The sequence below is a fragment of the Altererythrobacter epoxidivorans genome (genome assembly GCF_001281485.1).
In the GTDB taxonomy this organism is placed as follows: Bacteria; Pseudomonadota; Alphaproteobacteria; order Sphingomonadales; family Sphingomonadaceae; genus Erythrobacter; species Erythrobacter epoxidivorans.
In genome coordinates, this window is record NZ_CP012669.1 from 48,633 (window position 1) to 65,513 (window position 16,881).

The 16,881-nt window shown below is 59.2% G+C and carries 13 protein-coding genes; 7 read left to right on the forward strand and 6 right to left on the reverse strand.

Annotated elements, in window-relative coordinates; translation table 11 throughout:
- Positions 1–9 precede the first annotated feature (9 nt).
- A complete protein-coding gene (mobF, locus tag AMC99_RS00255; RefSeq protein WP_061921271.1) occupies positions 10–2,925 on the forward strand; it encodes a MobF family relaxase in 2,916 nt (971 codons plus the stop codon).
- Positions 2,926–2,939: 14 nt separating this feature from the next.
- On the opposite strand, the gene AMC99_RS00260 is transcribed toward mobF, so the two are convergent.
- The gene (locus tag AMC99_RS00260) at positions 2,940–3,575 is read right to left on the reverse strand and encodes a S24 family peptidase (RefSeq protein WP_061921273.1); all 636 of its coding nucleotides are present in this window, start codon (positions 3,573–3,575) and stop codon (positions 2,940–2,942) included.
- 425 nt (positions 3,576–4,000) lie between these two features.
- Between AMC99_RS00260 and AMC99_RS00265 the strand changes: the two genes are divergently transcribed.
- The 5 genes from AMC99_RS00265 to AMC99_RS00285 all read left to right on the forward strand — a co-directional run bounded on the left by AMC99_RS00265 (position 4,001) and on the right by AMC99_RS00285 (position 10,344).
- Entirely contained in the window at positions 4,001–5,638 is a 1,638-nt protein-coding gene (locus AMC99_RS00265) for an ATP-binding protein (RefSeq protein WP_061921276.1), read from the forward strand.
- Position 5,639: 1 nt separating this feature from the next.
- Positions 5,640–6,464, forward strand: coding sequence for an HNH endonuclease (locus tag AMC99_RS00270; protein WP_061921279.1), 825 nt, complete (start codon positions 5,640–5,642; stop codon positions 6,462–6,464).
- A complete protein-coding gene (locus AMC99_RS00275) occupies positions 6,457–8,283 on the forward strand; it encodes a DEAD/DEAH box helicase (RefSeq protein WP_232301446.1) in 1,827 nt (608 codons plus the stop codon). Before AMC99_RS00270 ends, AMC99_RS00275 begins: the two co-directional genes overlap by 8 nt.
- Positions 8,283–8,717: an EcoRII N-terminal effector-binding domain-containing protein gene (locus AMC99_RS00280; protein WP_061921282.1), complete on the forward strand. Its 435-nt coding sequence runs from the start codon at positions 8,283–8,285 to the stop codon at positions 8,715–8,717. The genes AMC99_RS00275 and AMC99_RS00280 overlap by 1 nt, the downstream gene beginning before the upstream one ends.
- A gap of 67 nt (positions 8,718–8,784) precedes the next feature.
- The gene (locus tag AMC99_RS00285) at positions 8,785–10,344 is read left to right on the forward strand and encodes a hypothetical protein (protein WP_061921284.1); all 1,560 of its coding nucleotides are present in this window, start codon (positions 8,785–8,787) and stop codon (positions 10,342–10,344) included.
- Here AMC99_RS00285 and AMC99_RS00290 read toward each other — a convergent pair.
- The 4 genes from AMC99_RS00290 to AMC99_RS00305 all read right to left on the reverse strand — a co-directional run bounded on the left by AMC99_RS00290 (position 10,297) and on the right by AMC99_RS00305 (position 13,812).
- A complete protein-coding gene (locus tag AMC99_RS00290; RefSeq protein ID WP_232301447.1) occupies positions 10,297–10,779 on the reverse strand; it encodes a very short patch repair endonuclease in 483 nt (160 codons plus the stop codon). The genes AMC99_RS00285 and AMC99_RS00290 overlap by 48 nt on opposite strands.
- Before the next feature lie 31 nt (positions 10,780–10,810).
- Positions 10,811–12,043, reverse strand: coding sequence for a DNA (cytosine-5-)-methyltransferase (dcm, locus tag AMC99_RS00295; RefSeq protein WP_061921290.1), 1,233 nt, complete (start codon positions 12,041–12,043; stop codon positions 10,811–10,813).
- Positions 12,044–12,157: 114 nt separating this feature from the next.
- A complete protein-coding gene (locus AMC99_RS00300) occupies positions 12,158–13,456 on the reverse strand; it encodes a type II toxin-antitoxin system HipA family toxin (protein ID WP_061921293.1) in 1,299 nt (432 codons plus the stop codon).
- Positions 13,453–13,812 (reverse strand): helix-turn-helix domain-containing protein, encoded by a 360-nt coding sequence (locus AMC99_RS00305; RefSeq protein WP_034921371.1) that lies wholly within the window; start codon positions 13,810–13,812, stop codon positions 13,453–13,455. Before AMC99_RS00305 ends, AMC99_RS00300 begins: the two co-directional genes overlap by 4 nt.
- 149 nt (positions 13,813–13,961) lie before the next feature.
- Here AMC99_RS00305 and AMC99_RS00310 point away from each other — a divergent pair, with 149 nt between their 5' ends.
- Positions 13,962–14,165 carry a hypothetical protein gene (locus AMC99_RS00310; RefSeq protein ID WP_420805554.1) on the forward strand — a complete coding sequence of 68 codons (204 nt, stop codon included), beginning with the start codon at positions 13,962–13,964 and terminating at the stop codon, positions 14,163–14,165.
- Here the strand turns inward: AMC99_RS00310 and AMC99_RS00315 are convergent.
- Positions 14,162–16,873: a conjugal transfer protein TraG N-terminal domain-containing protein gene (locus tag AMC99_RS00315; protein WP_061921296.1), complete on the reverse strand. Its 2,712-nt coding sequence runs from the start codon at positions 16,871–16,873 to the stop codon at positions 14,162–14,164. The two genes, AMC99_RS00310 and AMC99_RS00315, sit on opposite strands and share 4 nt — an antisense overlap.
- Positions 16,874–16,881: the final 8 nt, after the last annotated feature.

The following is a 16,881-nucleotide window of genomic DNA, read 5'->3' on the forward strand; positions in this document are numbered from 1 at the left end:
TTAGACTGGATGCTTTCCGTCGCCAATGTGCGCTCCCCTTCGGCTGCTGCGAGCTATTTCGCGGCAGACAATTACTACACCGGCGCCGATGCCGATCGTTCCGGCACCTGGGTCGGGAAGGGAGCGGAACGACTTGGTCTCGAGGGCCGCGTCAGCACCGAGCAGTTCGATGCCTTGCTGCGGGGTGAACTTCCCGGCGGCATCCAGGTTGGCAATGCGGGCCAGGCCCACAGGCCTGGAACCGACCTCACATTCTCACTCCCGAAAAGCTGGTCGCTGCTCGCGCTGGTGGGCGGCGACCAGCGGATTATCGATGCTTATCGCGAGGCCGTCATCGAGACCTTGCGCTGGGCAGAAAAGAACGCGGCGCAGACCCGGATGGGCAGTCAGGCTGGTTACGGGAAGGTCGCGACAGATAACCTGACGATTGGTCTTTTCCAGCACGACACCAACCGCAACCAGGAGCCAAACCTGCATTTTCACGCGGTCGTGGCGAATGTCACGCAAGGCAGCGACGGAAAGTGGCGCGCGCTTCGCAATGACAAACTTTGGTCGTTCAACACGCTGCTCAACTCGATGACCATGGCTCGCTTTCGTCTGGCAGTCGAGAAGATGGGCTACGAGGCTGGGCCGGTTGGAAAGCATGGCAACTTCGAAGCCGGAGGCATTGCCCGCGAGCAGGTCATGGCCTTTTCGACGCGGCGCGAAGAAGTCCTCGCAGCCAGGCGCGGGAGCGGACTGGAGGCAGGGATTGTCGCAACGCTGGAAACACGCAAAGGCAAAGAGCCAGTGCGCGATCGCGAGGGCCTTCTTTCGTCGTGGCGCCAGCGAGCCGAAGAGGTCGGTCTCGATCTCGGTGGTCTGATTGACGCATCCCAGATGCGTGCCGCGGCGAGGGTCGCCGGAGGCTCGAAAGAGCAAAGCCTCCTTCAGCGCGGGATTGCGAAACTGAGGGAGTTTGCGCAGCGGATCAAGGGCGATCCGGCCGATCCACTGATCCCTGCCCATGTCCTCAAGCAGGATGCGCCGACCATCGCGGCCGCACAGGCCGTGGCCTCTGCGGTACGCCATCTCTCGCAGCGCGAGGCAGCCTTCCCGCGTGAGGGATTGCTGAAGGCTGCGCTCGATTTTGGGCTTCCGACGACGGTCGACCACATCGAAACCCGTGTGAACGCATTGGTCAGAGGCGGCGCACTCGAGCCCGGCAAAGGCGAACATAGAGGCTGGCTGGCGAGCCGGGAGGCGCTGGACCTTGAAAGCACAATTCTCGCGAATGTCGACCAGGGACGAGGTGCGGTGTTGCCCATCCTGGATCGGAAAGACGCAGCAGAACGGGTTCAGGCTGTTGCAGCGATCAACCACGGAATTTTGCTCAACGAAGGGCAGGAGGATGCGGCGGGCCTTGTCCTTTCGTCGCGCGACAGGATCGTTGCAATCCAGGGTGTAGCCGGGGCCGGCAAGAGCAGCGTGATGAAGCCGGTCGCCCAACTGGTCCGCGAGGAAGGCAAGCAAGTGCTGGGGCTCGCCGTGCAGAACACGCTCGTCCAGATGCTCGAGCGCGACACCGGCATCCGTTCGATGACCATCGCCCGCTTTCTCGCCCAATGGGGCAGGCTGCTGCACGAGCCGGGAAATGCCACGTTGCTGGGTGAGGCTCGGAGCGCTCTCGGAGACCATGTCCTGGTGCTCGATGAGGCGTCGATGGTGTCGAACGACGACAAGGCCAAGTTGGTACGGCTGGCGAACCTTGCCGAAGTCCATCGTCTGGTTCTCGTCGGCGACAAGCGACAGTTAGGCGCCGTCGATGCCGGTAAGCCCTTCGACCTCGTCCAGCAGGCCGGGATCGAGCGCGCCAACATGGATGTGAATTTGCGCGGCCGCGATCCCATCCTGCGGCGAGCCCAGGCCGCCGCGCAGGAGGGACGCATCGACGATGCGCTCCAGGCTCTTGCTCCTTCAACCATCAAGGCTCGCGGGGACAGTGCGATTGTTGCTGCCGAAAAGTGGCTTTCGCTCAGCCCGGCGGATCGGGATCGGACCTCGATCTACGCTTCGGGACGGGCTTTACGTTCTGCGGTCAACGAGGCTGTTCAGCGCGGACTCAAGGCCAACGGCGAGCTCGGCCCACGATCGGGCCGGCTGACCGTTCATTCGCGGGTGAATGTGACACACGAGGAGCTGCGATACCTTCGCACATATCAGCCGGGCATGGTCCTCAACTTTCGCTCGCGCGACAGCACGCAGAAACTCTCCAAGGGCGACTACACCGTCAAGACCATCGACCATGCGCGCAAGCAGCTCGTGCTTGAGGACAGGAAGGGGCGGGTTCACAAGTTCAATCCCGCGCGATTACGGCCGGGCGCAGTCGAGAGCCGGCTGTCGCTCTTCGAACGCAAATCGCTTTCCATCATCGAGGGTGACAAGATCCGTTGGACCGACAACGACCACAAGCGCGGGCTATTCAATGCCGACCAGGCCAGGATCGTGGCCATCGACACAAAGGGCGTCTTGGTGAAGACATCAGCGGGCAAGGAGCTTCGCCTGAGCCGCGGCGACCCCATGCTCAAACGCTTGAACCTCGCCTACGCCCTCAATGCGCATATGGCGCAGGGACTTACCTCGGATCGCGGGATCGCAGTGATGGACAGCCGCGAACGCAATCTCGCCAATCGGCAGACCTTCCTGGTCACTGTCACCCGGCTTCGCGACGGCCTTACGCTGATTGCAGACAATGCCGAGAAACTCGGCCGGGCCATCAAGTCCAACAGCGGCGAGAAAGCGTCGGCACTTGAAGTAACACAAAGGCTCAAAGCGGCAGCTGCCAACGGGCTTTCGCAAGACAAGGATGTTGGCAGTGCTTTGCCTGCAAGTGACAAGCCCGAACTCACAAAGGAAAAGGTAAAGCCGTTCGAAATCGGGATTTAAGCCGAGGGGAGCTCCTAAAGCGCGCGTCCGAACCAGATGACACGCCCGACCACTTGGATTTCGGACCGATCGACGTCGTCCCAGCTGGGATAAGCCGAATTATCGCTGCTGATGGTGATCTTGCGGCCACCGGGCTTTAGCGTCACGCGTTTGACCACCAGCGCGTCGTCGGCGCGCAGGACGTAGATGCCGTCACGCAACCGCGAGCCTTGGTCCGATGCATCGACCAGCACCTCGTCGCCATCGCTGAGTGTCGGTTCCATGGAGTCGCCCAGGACGTGGATGATCGAAAGGCTGGCGCTTTTTGCCCGCGTTAGCCGGCCAAGCCAGCGTTCGTCGAAACCAAAGCGGGTATGGGCGGTCTCGCTTTCGGCAATCGCTCCAAAGCCCGCCGATGCATCGACATTGAGCACGGGTATTTCGATCAACCCGTCACGTATGGGCGCGGGCGGTCCGCCAAGCACTTGCTCGTCGACCCCGAAGAAGCTGGCAAGCGTGCGCCGGTCATCGTCATCCAGCTTTCGCGGCGAGCCGCGCTTGATGAACTGCTGAATGTAGGACGAGTTTCGTCCGATCATCCGCGAGATCGAGGAATATCCGAGCCGTCGCTGCTGGATCAGGCGATCAAGCTCCTCTCTGACATGTTCCATCGTGTCGTTCCTTCTGACGGTCTCAGGAGAGAAGGAAATCTCCTAGACTCGATGGAACCTTCCTACTAAGAACAAAATAGGAACACAAGTGCTGAGTGAGTCGAGGAAGGCCATGAAATTGCTGGATCGCATTGAGCGTCATTTGAAAGAATCGCACATGTCGGCGACACGGTTCGGTCGTCGGGCGGTTGGCGATCCGCGGTTTGTCCTGGACTTAAGACAGGGAAGGCGGCCGCGGCGACGGACCTTGGAAAAAGTTGAGGTCTATCTCAGCCATGCCGAGGTGCGAAACGGAGACAGTCTTTGAACGCAAATCGTTTGTCAGCTTTCATTTAACGATCATCCCGCTAAGTTCGATGCCGTTCGACGCGGGGGGTAGCGGGCTGGATTTCAGCAAAGGTGCCCTCCTTCAAGGGGGCGGCTAAGTGAATGATCTGATTAATCAACCCGACGCGCCACGGCTCATTTACGGGCTTCGGGACACAGGCTACAGTTTCAATACCGCCGCCGCTGACATCATCGACAATTCAATCGCGGCCAACGCGACCGAGGTCAATGTACGAATAGAGCTGTCCGAAGACGGCCGTAAATTCGTTTGCTTCGGTGACAATGGTGATGGAATGGACAGCGAGATGCTGTTCGACGCTATGCGTTACGGGGCGCCTGCCAGAGCTAATCTCGCCAGTCTCGGCAAATTTGGCCTTGGTCTCAAGACGGCATCCAGTTCAGTCTGCCTTAGGTTTACGGTCATTTCCCGCGAGTCCGAAGAGGCTGACTTCGCTAAGCTCGCTTGGGACCTTGAGCATGTCGAAGAGCAGAATCAGTGGGAAATGCTCCGCGAAGAAATGACCGCAGACGACTATGAGCTCTTTGAAGAGCTTTGCGGTGACAAGGGCACGCTAGTGGTCTGGTCCAAATGCGACCGTCTGTTGTCGAAAGAATATGACGATCCGGGTGGCGCGAGAGAACAGGCTGCAATCAGACGACTGGGTGAGCGGCTGATCGACCATGTCGCTCTCATTTATTATCGCTTCCTCGACAAAGGGGACGATCGTGAGAGGCACGTCTCGATAACCGTAAATGGCGAGCAAGTCAGACCGTGGAACCCGTTTTATCCTGAAAAGGCCGATCAGGTCCTCTCGCCTGAACAGCAGAAGCTTGAGATCGAACTGGAAGACGGGTCGGTTGAAACAGCGCAAATCAGGGCGTGGATTCTGCCCAACCGCCGGGATCTCACCAAAGACGAGCAGAAAGTCGCGAATATCACCAACCGCGGCCAAGGGTTTTACATTCATCGCGAAGGGCGTGTGATCCAGCAGGGTGGCTGGCTCGGCGTGTTTGGCGCTGTTGAGCCGCATACATCATTGCTGCGCGTCGAGTTCGACTTCACTCATAAGCTTGATGAGGCCTTCAAAGTCGACGTCAAGAAGTCGAAAATTCTCTTCGATCCGGCCCTTGAGGAAGCGCTCAAGACCTTGCTTCAGCCGACTTATCGCGAGGCAGGAAACCGCTACCGACGCAAGGAGAAGGCAGCTGCGGTCGAGCGCGGCGTCGATCACGGCAGCGCGAATAAAGTCATCGGCAATACGCCTTCGACCAAAAAACCGGACGTTCAGTCTGCCGACGCGGGTCAGAAAACCGCTACGCTCAACAACAATCGCGGTGCAGGCATAAAGCTCCGGGTGCCCGTGGATACGCACGTAAACCCGGACAGCATTCACGTTGAAGCTGTTGAAACCATTACGTCCGGTGATCTCTGGGAACCGGCCATGCGCAGCGATGCAGAGTCAGGCTTCGTGGCAGGCGTCCGCATTAACAAGCACCACGACTTCTATCTGAAAATCTATCAGAGGGCTGCCGCCAGTGGCTATGCAGTCGAGGGTATGGATCTGCTGCTGTGGGCTTTTGCTGTGGCTGAGCAGAACAACACCAACGATGACCTTGAGCCTATATTTGAGGACATACGCAACGAGATTTCGACCAATCTCAAGAAGCTGCTGCGTGAAGTGCCTCTGCCCGACGACGAAGAGCTGACAGAGGCCGGGGACGAAGAAGGGGACTGAGATGCTTGCCGAGAAGCAGGCTCTGATCCGCCAGGAAGTCGAGGAGGGAACCGGCGCTGCAATTTGCCTGGAGGAAGACAGGTCCGGAGTGCAGACAGCGATCAGGCTCTGGTTTGCAGACCTTGAGCGCTCTCACAGCCCGATAGTCACTCTTCGGCCCACGGGTCTGCGCCGCTTTGAAGCGAAGCTGGCATTCGGCAATTTTGCAGCTGATACGATCCGGCAGATGCAGCAGGCAAGCGCAGAAGAGCTCCAGCTCGCAAGGGCACTCGTCGCATCAGTAGCATCGAGCGCAAATCTGAAAATCGCTAACGGTCAGACAACCGATGACTGGATAATCGACAATGGCAGTTTCACGATTATCGCAGAGAAACGGGGTATCGAGAGCCGGTTTGACGATGATTCCGTTGCAGAGACCTGCCGTGAGCTCGTCATCCCTGTTCTTGCCGCAATGGCAGAACTTTATGGATACGACCCGATCGAGGAAAGCGCCCCGTCCGATCAGGAAGCACTGACTGAAGGCGCCGTTAAACTCACCGTCGTACGCCGGCGCGAACGGAACCCACGCAATCGTTTGCTCTGCCTGCGTATCCACGGGGCCGTCTGCAAGATCTGCAGTCTTATTCCCGGCAAACTCTACGGCGATGCCGGGGCTATCATTGAAGTGCATCACCTGCAGCCTCTGTCTCTTTCCGGGGACCCCAGACCATACGATCCGGCAACAGACCTGATACCACTTTGCCCAAACTGTCACCGCGCGGTCCACACAAGGCGCCCTGTTCCGTGGACACCTGCAGAACTCAGAAGCAAGCTGTCCAGTGACTGACGGGCCTGCACCGCTTCCTGCCGATTTCAGGCAGCTTTCAGCGGCACCTCCTCAGGGCTGGGAGCTGTCGTCAAGAGTTGTGCAGCCGGAAATCCGGATCCGGAAAGAGGGTGCTGGTTTTGCGATCCACGTTGCTGGCACCAGAACTGTGCGGGGGGAAAAGAAAGTCTGGGACGCGCCCGGCCCGGACTACAACTGGGTCGCCGACGGAAATGTAATCCGCCCACTTCCTCACGATACGCCGGCCATAGTCCGGCAGATGCTGGGCGGGCAGCTGCCGAAAACGCTCAGCTTTCCCGATGTGGTGCGTCTTGTCCGGCTGGGTAATCCCGACATACCTGTCATAGCTGAAGAGAGCGTCTTCCACTCAGCGCAATCGGCTGCTGCCGACCTGCGCCCGGATCAGGACATTCCGGGTCTGCATGCGACTCTGTTCCCGTATCAGGCTCAGGGCGTAGCATGGATGGACCAGACCATACGGCATACTGGCGGCCTCATTCTCGCTGACGAGATGGGGCTCGGAAAGACCATCCAGATTATTGCCCTGCTGCTCTGCGAAAAACCGGAAACGTCACGACCAGCCCTCATCATCTGCCCGACGAGCCTGATCGCCAACTGGCGGAAGGAGATAATGAAGTTCGCGCCCGAGCTTTCTGTTCTCATCCACCGCGGACACAACAGAACCGGCATCACCGCGGGTCTGCAGCGGGCCCAGGTCGTGCTTTCAACCTACGACACTGTGGTCAACGATATATCCATTTTTGCAGGCATGACCTGGTCATGGCTGATCTGTGATGAGGCGCAGGCTCTGAAAAACCCCGATTCCGGGCGCAGGCGGTCAGTCGGGAGGATTCCCAGGCAGCGAACCATTCCGATGACAGGGACGCCGGTCGAGACATCGCTCCTGGATCTCTGGTCGCTTGCCGACCTCGCGATACCTGGATTGCTGGGAAGTCGGCAGGACTTTGAAGCCGATCATCCGGACTCCGAGGAATCGGCAAAGAATCTGGCTCGTCTGACCGATCCCGTTGTTCTCTGCCGAAAAGTGAGGGATGTCGCCGGCGACCTTCCGGAGCGCATCGATATCGATCTGCCACTCGAACTCGGCGATGAGCTTTCCCGGCGTTATGATGAAGTACTGGCCGAGACGCTTGAGAAGTACCCTGTGGCAGGCAATCTCGTCGCGACAGGTCAGTTGCAGCTCTTCTGCGCCCATCCCTGGCTGCAAGGATCGGGCGACCCCGAGAGGGATCAGGACGCTGGGATCAAGCCGTCAGCCGGAATGCCGCTCTTCACACCGAAGGTGGAGCGCGCAATCGCTATTCTCGAAGAGGCGTTCAGGAGCGGACGCAAGGTTCTGATCTTCGCAATTTTCAATCGCTGTGGCGAGATTCTCCGTGAGGCAACACAGGGACGGCTGCCGGATGCATACTGGGGGGCGATCAACGGGGCCACGCCGCAGGAAGAGCGGCAGGCAATCGTTGACGCATTCTCCTGCCACGATGGGCCGAGCTGCCTTGTACTCAATCCAAAAGCGGCGGGTGCCGGACTCAATATAACAGCTGCAACGGTAGTCATTCACTTCACCCAGGCATGGAACCCTGCACTTGAATCCCAGGCAAGCGCCCGCGCGCACCGACGCGGGCAGACCGAACCTGTCTATATCTACCGGCTGTTTTACGAGGACACGGTCGAACGGGTGATGATTGACCGATCTCAGTGGCGCCGCGAACTTGGCAACGAAGCAGTCCCGGTATCGACACGTGATGCAGATGATCTGAGGCGGGCCCTTTCAATCCGGCCTGGCGGAGAAAATTGATGAGCAGTCAGACTTATGAGAAGCCGCTGACGGCGAACGACACTGGAGAGACCGGAGGTCATCAGGCAGGAATACACATACCGAAATCACAGACGGATCTGATCGCGCTGCTTCCGTTTCTCGATCCTGCGCAGAAGAACCCCGATGCCTGGCTGGAGATGACGGACGACACGGGCGTGACCTGGCGCTTCCGCTATATCTACTACAACAACAGGCTTCATGATGACGGCGGGACAAGGGACGAGTACCGCATCACCCATATGACCAAGTTCTTCCGCGCTGTCGGTGCGACGGAAGGCGATGTAGTCGTGCTTACCGGATCTCCGGGAAGTCTAACCTATTCTGTGTCAGTCCGGAAGGATGAGTCGCCTCAAGGCGAGGAGGCAGGTGCACCGGTGAGGGTCCGCCTGAAAGGCTGGCGACGTGTACATTAGAGAAGCCGGAGAGCCGACAGATCCGCCAGGCGCGCGGCACCAAGGAAGCATCCGACAACCTGGATCGGTGGATGATCTCCCGATCGGCGTCCTTCACCTTGGTGTGAAGACTGCAACGCTGGAGAGGGCCGGTTTCCGCACCGTCGGCGATCTCGCCAGCGTAACCCGGGAGCAGATCATCCGGATTCCCACAGTGGGCTGGCGTACGGCCGATCTGCTCAGTGAAAACCGGCAAGCTTTGATTGATGCTTCGGATGCTGAGACGGGCACTGACTGGGACAGGTACTGCGAAACAACGCGTATCCCGCTCCTGCCGCATGAGGGCCGGCCGAGTTCAGGTAAAGACTTTCTGGCTTCCCTTCCGGACTTTCTCGCCGGGGTCGCCGACAATCTTGCTGACGAAACCTTCTCCGCAATTCTTCGCGAACGTATCTGTCAGCCTCCGGAACGGCAGAAGACGCTCGATGAAATAGCTGCGACAACCAGCCCTCCGGTCACCCGCGAAAGGATCCGGCAGAAGGAGAAGAAGCTGCTGGGGCAGCTGACCGGCGGGCTACTCAACGAGACCTATGGAACGCTGGGAATACATTTCCGTCCGGAGTTTTCGATCTGGTGGAAACGGGCTGCTGACCGTCTTTCCCACCTTGAGGAAATCGAGTTCACAGATTTCGTAGAAGCCCTCTCCGCTGAATGGGAGGTGCCCAATCATGCGGTCATAACACAGCTCCCGATCATCCTTGCGATCGTCACCGGCGAACCGCAGATGTCCGGTGAGTTCCGGGCAGCGAGTCGGGTCGATCCCCGGCTTTTCGGCGATCTGAGGGGGGAAGTGCTCGGGCTCCCACTGAACCGACTCAGACTGGGCAGATACGCTGAGCGTCTGGCTGAAGCCGGATCAGAAACTGTAGGGGATATCGTCGCGAGGTTGCGCGCCGGCAGCCTGGGGGCAAGGAGAGGAAAGGCGGACGAGGTGGCTGCGATGCATGCAAATCAGCTGGCCTCCTGCCTCCGTGATGATGGTCTGATCGACTGGCGGTCATACCGGACAGCCAACGCACTGAGCTGTCTGCCAGCCTCGCCAACGGTCAATGCCGCTGAGTTCGTCGCCACACTTCGCGAGACCGTCTGTGACTTGCTGACCGCGTGCCGCATTACGAAGCGCGCGTCTGAAATTTACCGTCTCAGGACGAGCCGCACTCTTGGGAGCCAGATGACACTGCAAGCTGTCGCCGACGCCCTCGATACCCATCTGCCGACGGTCAAACGCGAAGAAACGGTGTTTCTGAGTTTTCTGAATGGAGTTCTGATCGGTCACGACTTCAGCAAGTTGCCCGTATGGCTGGATGACCTCTGGCTGAAGTACTGGGATGAAGCCCGGGCCAGCTATGAAAGTGCCCGGGACAACTACGGAGAATTCTCGGAGAATCTTGCCTGGAAATGGCGACTGACGGTGCGCGACATCGGCAAAGCTGCACCAACGATCTGGGCAGTGCTGAGCGGCTATCCGAACGACAGGCGCTCGAAAAGAGCCATCAGCAAAGCTCCCGTCGTGAACCCGATCATTGATCCGGACCCTCAGTTACCTGCCGGAAGGATCCGGCTCCGTGGCTTCCGGCGGGTGCATTGACGAGGCACCCACGGATTTTACGTCCTGGCCTCTGATTTCGAACAGTAGTTCATCGCCCCTGAGCCAGGATGTCAGCCGCGTCAGAAGTTCCTTCAGTTCAATTCTGTTCTTTCCCTTGAGCGCGCATTCCCAGATGGTGGCAGTGCGCCATCCTTCCGAAAGCAGCGCTGATCTGACAGCCTTGTCCCTCTTCTGATTGGCGCCGATCTTCGCCGCCCAGAATTCCGTGCGTGTCCCTGGAAGCCGGAACAGATGGCAGTCATGACCATGCCAGAAGCAACCATGCACGAAGATAACTGCATGAAACCGGCTGAGTACGATGTCGGGCTTGCCGGGCAGATCCTTCCGGTTGACCCTGAAGCGATAACCCAGCCGGTGAAGGCCACTCCGGATCAGAAGTTCAGGCTTCGTGTCCCTTCCCCTGATAGCCGACATGTTGCGGCTTCTTGTCGCGGGATCATGGACGTCAGGCATACTCCCGGACAGCCACCTCATCGTTCGGAGCTGCTTCCCGGGTTATATGCGGACGCATGATCCTTGCGACCTCGCTAAACACCGGCACTGCCACCGAGTTACCGAACTGCTTATACGCCTGCGTATCGGAAACAGGGATCCGGAAAGTGTCGGGAAAACCCATCAGCCTTGCGCATTCCCTCGGGGTAAGCCGTCGGGGATTCTTGCGTCCCTTTTGCTGCACAAGAATTTCAGACCCATCCTTGTAATAGCGCGCTGAGAGCGTTCTGCAGGTGTCGTCGGGGCCTACCAGGCCATAGCCAAAGCCATTGCCTGCTGCACGATGCTTGGCTGAGTAATCACGGAGATATTTCCAGAGGTGATTGCTCAGGGTATACTTGGCACTGACCCTCGCAAGTTCTCCCTCCGTATAGTGCGATTCTGCAGTTTCGCTGCCGTTCTCGGGATGGAGTACCGATCGCATCCGCGCTTCGCCTTCAACCGGAAGCTTCAAGTCCGCCCAGTCGAATCCACTTTTTTCGCGGAAGCCAACGAGCACGATCCGTTCACGGTTCTGGGGAAGAAAATGACGTGCGTTTAGAACGCGAACATGGAGCTCGTATCCGAGGTCTTTCTCCAAAATTTTGCGGATGACCTCGAAGGTCCGTCCTTTGTCGTGGCTTTTCAGATTTTTCACGTTCTCAAGCAGGAATGCGCGTGGTCGGTGAGCCTTCAGGATCCGTGCAACATCGAAGAACAGCGTTCCCTGAGCCTCGTCAAGGAACCCATGCTTCCGGCCCAGCGCATTCTTTTTTGACACCCCGGCGATTGAGAATGGCTGACAAGGAAAGCCTGCGAGCAGAACGTCATGCTCAGGAATCTCATCGACGGGGACTTTGGTAATATCGCCGGCGATCGGGCGGTTGTCCGGATAGTTGGAGTGATAAGTAAGCTGTGCATATTTGTCCCATTCAGACGTGAATACGCAGCGGCCGCCTATGCTATCAAAAGCCCGGCGTAGTCCTCCTATGCCGGCAAAGAGATCAATGAATGTGAACCCCCTCGCATTTGTGTGTGTCGGGACTGTTTCGGCTCGCTCACGCAGCCAGTCGAGCACGACTTTGCGAGGTCTGATCTGTCCGGACTCCCAGCGGAAAATCTCCCGTTCGGAGTAACCCAGTTTTTCTGCAAGTTCCTCGGTCGAGAGCCCGGCCCGGCAGCGTAGAATTCGGAACTCAGATTGCATATGTCTGCCTTGGGTAATTGTAGGGACGGGATGTCATGAAAATTCCCCACGGGCAAGGGCGGGCATTTCAGTTTCAACAGGCAGCTGTAGGCGATCGCCGGGCCTGCCGGCTTCTCAACCGATATCGCGGAATCCACGCCTAGCCTTCCGTGCCATGTCGGCTTCCACTCCGGCAGTATTGCAGTGCTTGTTCCAGTTACTGACTGCGGCCCGGATCGTGTCGATGATCGACCTGGTCTCAGCAGGTTTCAGGTCAGCAAACCGTCCGAATTCCAGCAAATCGTCGAGTTCGAAGTCGTCGGTCTTGCCAGCCAGAGACATCTGATGCTCGTTGGTCCAATCCCCATTGGGATTGTAGGCGTAGACGACGTCGAAAGCGGGCGAAAGGCTCCAGCGACCCGAGCTATCCATGAGGAAGGCGATGTTCTTGGTGTGGTCGTCCTGGTTGCGAATGAAGACATTGAGCAGCGCGCGGCGCACCTGCTCCTTGATCGCTTCGCGGCCGAGACCGAGCATGCGGATGGTCTCGATTGCCTGCTCGTAGCTGTAGGCTCGAGCGAGGTTGAAATCGAAATGGCGCATTGCGCAAAGCGACTGCATGTGGAGCTTCTTGCCGTCAGGCGTGCGATCGAAGCGCTGGGTCATGAAATGTGCCCGCCCGCCTTCTTCGTGCAGACGAGAGCGAGCCATGTCGATGCCAGCCTCTCGGGCTAGCAGATAGCAGGCGTACTCAAGCCGGCCGAAGCCCATCGGGTCGGCAAGTTCCTTGTCGGCATTGCCCGACACGCCATCGAATTTGACCAGCCATTGCGTATAGCCGGGCCCTGCAGTCAGCTGCCCTGAATGGAATTCTCCGGTCGCCTCGTTCCAGGCGAGGACGGCCTTGGCCCGGGCGCCGCCGGCGGAGGTGCCGACGCGCAGGATCTCCTGGAGTGCGCGATGATCATCCTCTCCTTTGAGTACACCGGCCAATTCTTCACGCGCGGCAATGACCCTGTTGGCGAGCTCGACAAGCGGAGCGATATCGACCGGCCGACCCTTTTCGCGGCGCTCGCCGGTGGCAGGTTCGAATTCGAGCGCGCCCATGCCTCTGCGGCCGGTGTAACAAAGGCGCTCGACCGGATCGAAGCTGTCGGCTGTGCGGCCCTGCTCGGCAAGCCAACGATTGATGAGGGCGTTGCCAAACTTGTCGGGCAGGCTGTCGGCCAGCATGCCCGGTAGCCCTTTGAAGGTCTCGTAATTCAGTGCGGGAAAGTCGTAGACGCCGCTTCGTAAGGGCATTGTGAGCGGGGCGACTTCGATACCGCTGCGGCTGAATTCCGGAGTGTATTCGAAAACCCCGACATCGCGATTCTCATCCCACAGGACGGCGCCGATCTGACGGCCCCAGAGATTGACTACCGCACGCGTCATGGGGCCTCGTCACCCCAGCTCCATTCCTCGCCAGCCTCACCTTCAGAAGACTTGCGCACCCTTTGCCGCGCCTTGCCGGTGTCGGACCGGGGATCGAGCGGGCTCAGCTTGGCGTCCGGCATGACATCCAGCAGGCGGTCTTCAATTTCAAGCGCACGCATGATCCTGGCAAGGCTATCGATGGTCCCGCCATTGCCGGCTTCCAGGCGGGCGAGCGTTGAACGCGAGATACCTGCCATTTCCGCAAGCTCGGCCTGCTTAAGATTGCGTGATATGCGATATGCTTCGATCTGCTTCCCGAGGTCGGATAGCAGCACCGAGAGAGGGCGCAGGTCTGGTGAATCATAATGGGGCATTATCGAGACATTATCTCCGATATGGAGCTTTGTGTAGCGATGTTGCGTCTTTACATGAAGGCACCTAATGTGTCAATATCGAGACGTAAATTGGCTTATCACCGATAATGCATCAAATTTGCGACTTTATGTAGGTCGGAGTGATGGAAATGGATGACGAGAAAGAGCAGAACGACCAGACGGACTGGAAGGGTCTACGAGAGATCGACCGTGCCATCTCCGAAAATCGCCTCACCTCCTACTCTTGGAAGAAGTCCTGGGCCGACCCGTGGGGCAGGATCAAGCTCATCGCAATCTTCGTGGCGCTGGCTGCTTTTGTTGCGTTCGTAATCGTCAACGATGTGATCCTTTAAGGGCGCCGCCACTCCTTTATTGCATCTGCCGCCTCCTCGCTCGCGCCTGTGGCGCCTTCTGTTTGGCCATCCAGATAGCCTCTAACTGATCCGATCCGCCCGCGACCTTGCCGACGCACCCGCTCGACTTCATCCGTGATGCCAGACCGATCCGGAGCATCGGGCATTGAGGGACCACCCGAAGAGCTCACGGCTCCTCTTGCGCGTACCTGCCCAGCACTTCCGATTCCGGGGCGGCTGACCGGAGCGAAGTCGGGGAGCGAAAGGTCGGCTTCGATGTCGTCCTGAAGCCGATCAGCATAGCTATCGACAAACCGTGATTGCAGCTGCTGACCCCGCGCGCTCATCTGGAACTCGATGTCATCGAAGCGCACCGGCCCGTAGTAGTCGCGATTGGCTTCGATCTCGGCCATGCCCCATTCGCGATAGGCCTGGCTCAAGTTCAGCGTGCCTGCGACGCTGTTGGCCTCGTACCAGCTGGCCTGGTTCTCGAGGCGGCTGGCCATCTCTTCGGCCCGACGCGCCTCTCGCGTATAACTCTCTGCTTCGGTCAGCGATCGGCTGAGACCCGACGAGCTGGTCGATACCTGCGATACTGAGCTCGAGCTCGTCTCGCGCAAGAAACCTTCACGCGTGTTCGACCAGTTGCGACTGTCGGAAAGCTGGCGCAGCGTTCCCATGATCCTGCCGCGGTCTTCCGAGGCGATCCCGATATCGCTGTCCGTCCAGCTCTGATTTCGGCCTCCCCTGACGCCAAGTTGAGCAGTGCCAGGGCCTCTTTCGCCCTTGAGACCCAAAGAAGCATCGCCATTGAGAAACCATGAAACCGTGATGTCATCAGACGCGCGCCGGGACAGGCCAAACTGCTGCTGGAGCGTCCTTGAGGCATTGTCGACTTCGCTGAATGCCGTGCCGATGCTGTCGTTCGTGCCGACGCCGCTGACCGTATCGGAGCTCTGACCCTGGCTGTAGGCGTTGCGAATCTCGCTGAACCGTGTGAGCGCGGAGCTCGTCGATTGCTGGGCGAGGTTGGCATAGGTCTCGCTCTGCGTCCGGCTCTGGCTCGCCATCGTTCCGAGGCGGCCGGTGAAGTCCTGCCCGAGCGTCGGTGTGAACGGATAGCTTGAATTCGGGACAGCAGCGAACTCGCCATCGGGGAAGCTGGTGGTCTGCGTGCCGCTATCGCTGAAACCACGGGTCTGTGCCGCGCCATAGGCGATGTTGGGGGCAAGATTGCCTTGGGCGAATTGCCGGGAGAACACGGTCGAGTTGTCGATGTTCGAATTGCCAAGCGAGACATTGCCGGTGCTCGCTTCGCGCGAGGCTTCCTCGGCTGCGTTCTGACTCGGGTTGAGATAGCTCGTTGCCTGGCCCGAGATCGCCAGCGCACCACGCGCCACCCCACCGGCAAGGAAGGGGATCGAGGCGACAAGATAGCCCGCCAAAATGCCGATATCGCTGTTGACGTCGCTCATGCCGGCAAAGGTCGCCAGGCTGAGGCCCGTGCTGCCGCCAGCCGCGGCGACATCGCCGGCGCCTTTGAACATCAGGATCATGTGCAGGATGACGAAGAGCGGTCCCCACGCCGCAAGGTAGAAGAAGCCGGTGACGTAACCTCTCAATGCAATGGGTCCGGTCCGCGGCATCAGAAACAGCGGAAACAGGACAGGAAACAGAGCGTAGAACACTACCGTCAGTACGACATTGAGGATCGGGACCCATTTCATCGCGTTATGCGCGATCGAGGAATAGGTCCGCTCGGTCTGAATATCGGCCCGGGTCTGCGCGAAGACGTCGATACTGCCCGTTCCGCTCGCCCCTGCAAACCCGTGCATGGCCTGGTTCATGGCATTGATCGTCAGCACCTGCCGGAAGATGTCGCTCGCGCTGCGCGAGATGCCGGTAAGATACTGATAGGCAATCGGGAGATCGGCCATGAGCTTGGCCTTGGCGAGTGCTTCGGTCTGGCGCGGATAGAGCTGACGCCCCGCGACAAGCGTCATCTCGTCGATAAGGCTCGCCCACTGCCCCGACAGCGCAGTGTAGGCTTCGCGGCAAGTGATGATCGAGGCCGTCACGCTGTCGTCGGCCTGCCGGGTCAGGAATTTCTGAGCGCGCGCCGCGCTGCCCGGTGCGATCGTCGCCCAGATATCGTCGCTCTCGGACAGCTCCTTCATCGAGTAGCGTCCGAGAAGCAGATCGTAGAACACGCATTGCCGGACATGCTCGTCGAAGTTCGCAGCAAACTCCGGATCGGAAATGCGCAAGCTCCGTGTCGATTCGAGCAGCCGCGCGCCATAGATCATGCCGTTCTTCGAGTAGTTAAGGTCGTCCGGCAGCCCGAAGACGAGCTCGGCAGAGCGTGTCAGATAGTCTCCCGCCTGGCTGGTGAAGCTTGCCATCAGGGCGAGCCCGAGCGGGACATTGGCCACCGTTGCCGGTGCAAGGCTGGGATTGACCCGGTCGGTCACATGGACGTCCATGCGCGGCACCATCAGGCACATGTAGATGAGCGTCGCACCGAGGAACCAGTTGAGCCATGCGCGCCAGTCCTGATTGAACGCGACCACGATGACCGCGAGCACCATGCCCATCACCAGCGCGACCTGAATGAGGCTCTTGTAGCCGCCCGCACCGGTCCAGGCGGCAACGGCGTTGAGGACATTGACGATGTACTCGCCGCCGCCGACCGTGAAAATCTCGACCATGCTGCCTG

Excerpts from the sequence above, each read along its gene's own strand:
- AMC99_RS00290 (WP_232301447.1), bottom strand. The coding sequence starts at position 10,779 with ATGTCGGCTATCAGGGGAAGGGACACGAAGCCTGAACTTCTGATCCGG.
- AMC99_RS00310 (WP_420805554.1), top strand. The coding sequence starts at position 13,962 with ATGGATGACGAGAAAGAGCAGAACGACCAGACGGACTGGAAGGGTCTA.
- AMC99_RS00305 (WP_034921371.1), bottom strand. The coding sequence starts at position 13,812 with ATGCCCCATTATGATTCACCAGACCTGCGCCCTCTCTCGGTGCTGCTA.
- AMC99_RS00280 (WP_061921282.1), top strand. The coding sequence starts at position 8,283 with ATGAGCAGTCAGACTTATGAGAAGCCGCTGACGGCGAACGACACTGGA.
- AMC99_RS00300 (WP_061921293.1), bottom strand. The coding sequence starts at position 13,456 with ATGACGCGTGCGGTAGTCAATCTCTGGGGCCGTCAGATCGGCGCCGTC.
- AMC99_RS00260 (WP_061921273.1), bottom strand. The coding sequence starts at position 3,575 with ATGGAACATGTCAGAGAGGAGCTTGATCGCCTGATCCAGCAGCGACGG.
- AMC99_RS00270 (WP_061921279.1), top strand. The coding sequence starts at position 5,640 with ATGCTTGCCGAGAAGCAGGCTCTGATCCGCCAGGAAGTCGAGGAGGGA.
- dcm (WP_061921290.1), bottom strand. The coding sequence starts at position 12,043 with ATGCAATCTGAGTTCCGAATTCTACGCTGCCGGGCCGGGCTCTCGACC.
- AMC99_RS00315 (WP_061921296.1), bottom strand. The coding sequence starts at position 16,873 with ATGGTCGAGATTTTCACGGTCGGCGGCGGCGAGTACATCGTCAATGTC.
- mobF (WP_061921271.1), top strand. The coding sequence starts at position 10 with ATGCTTTCCGTCGCCAATGTGCGCTCCCCTTCGGCTGCTGCGAGCTAT.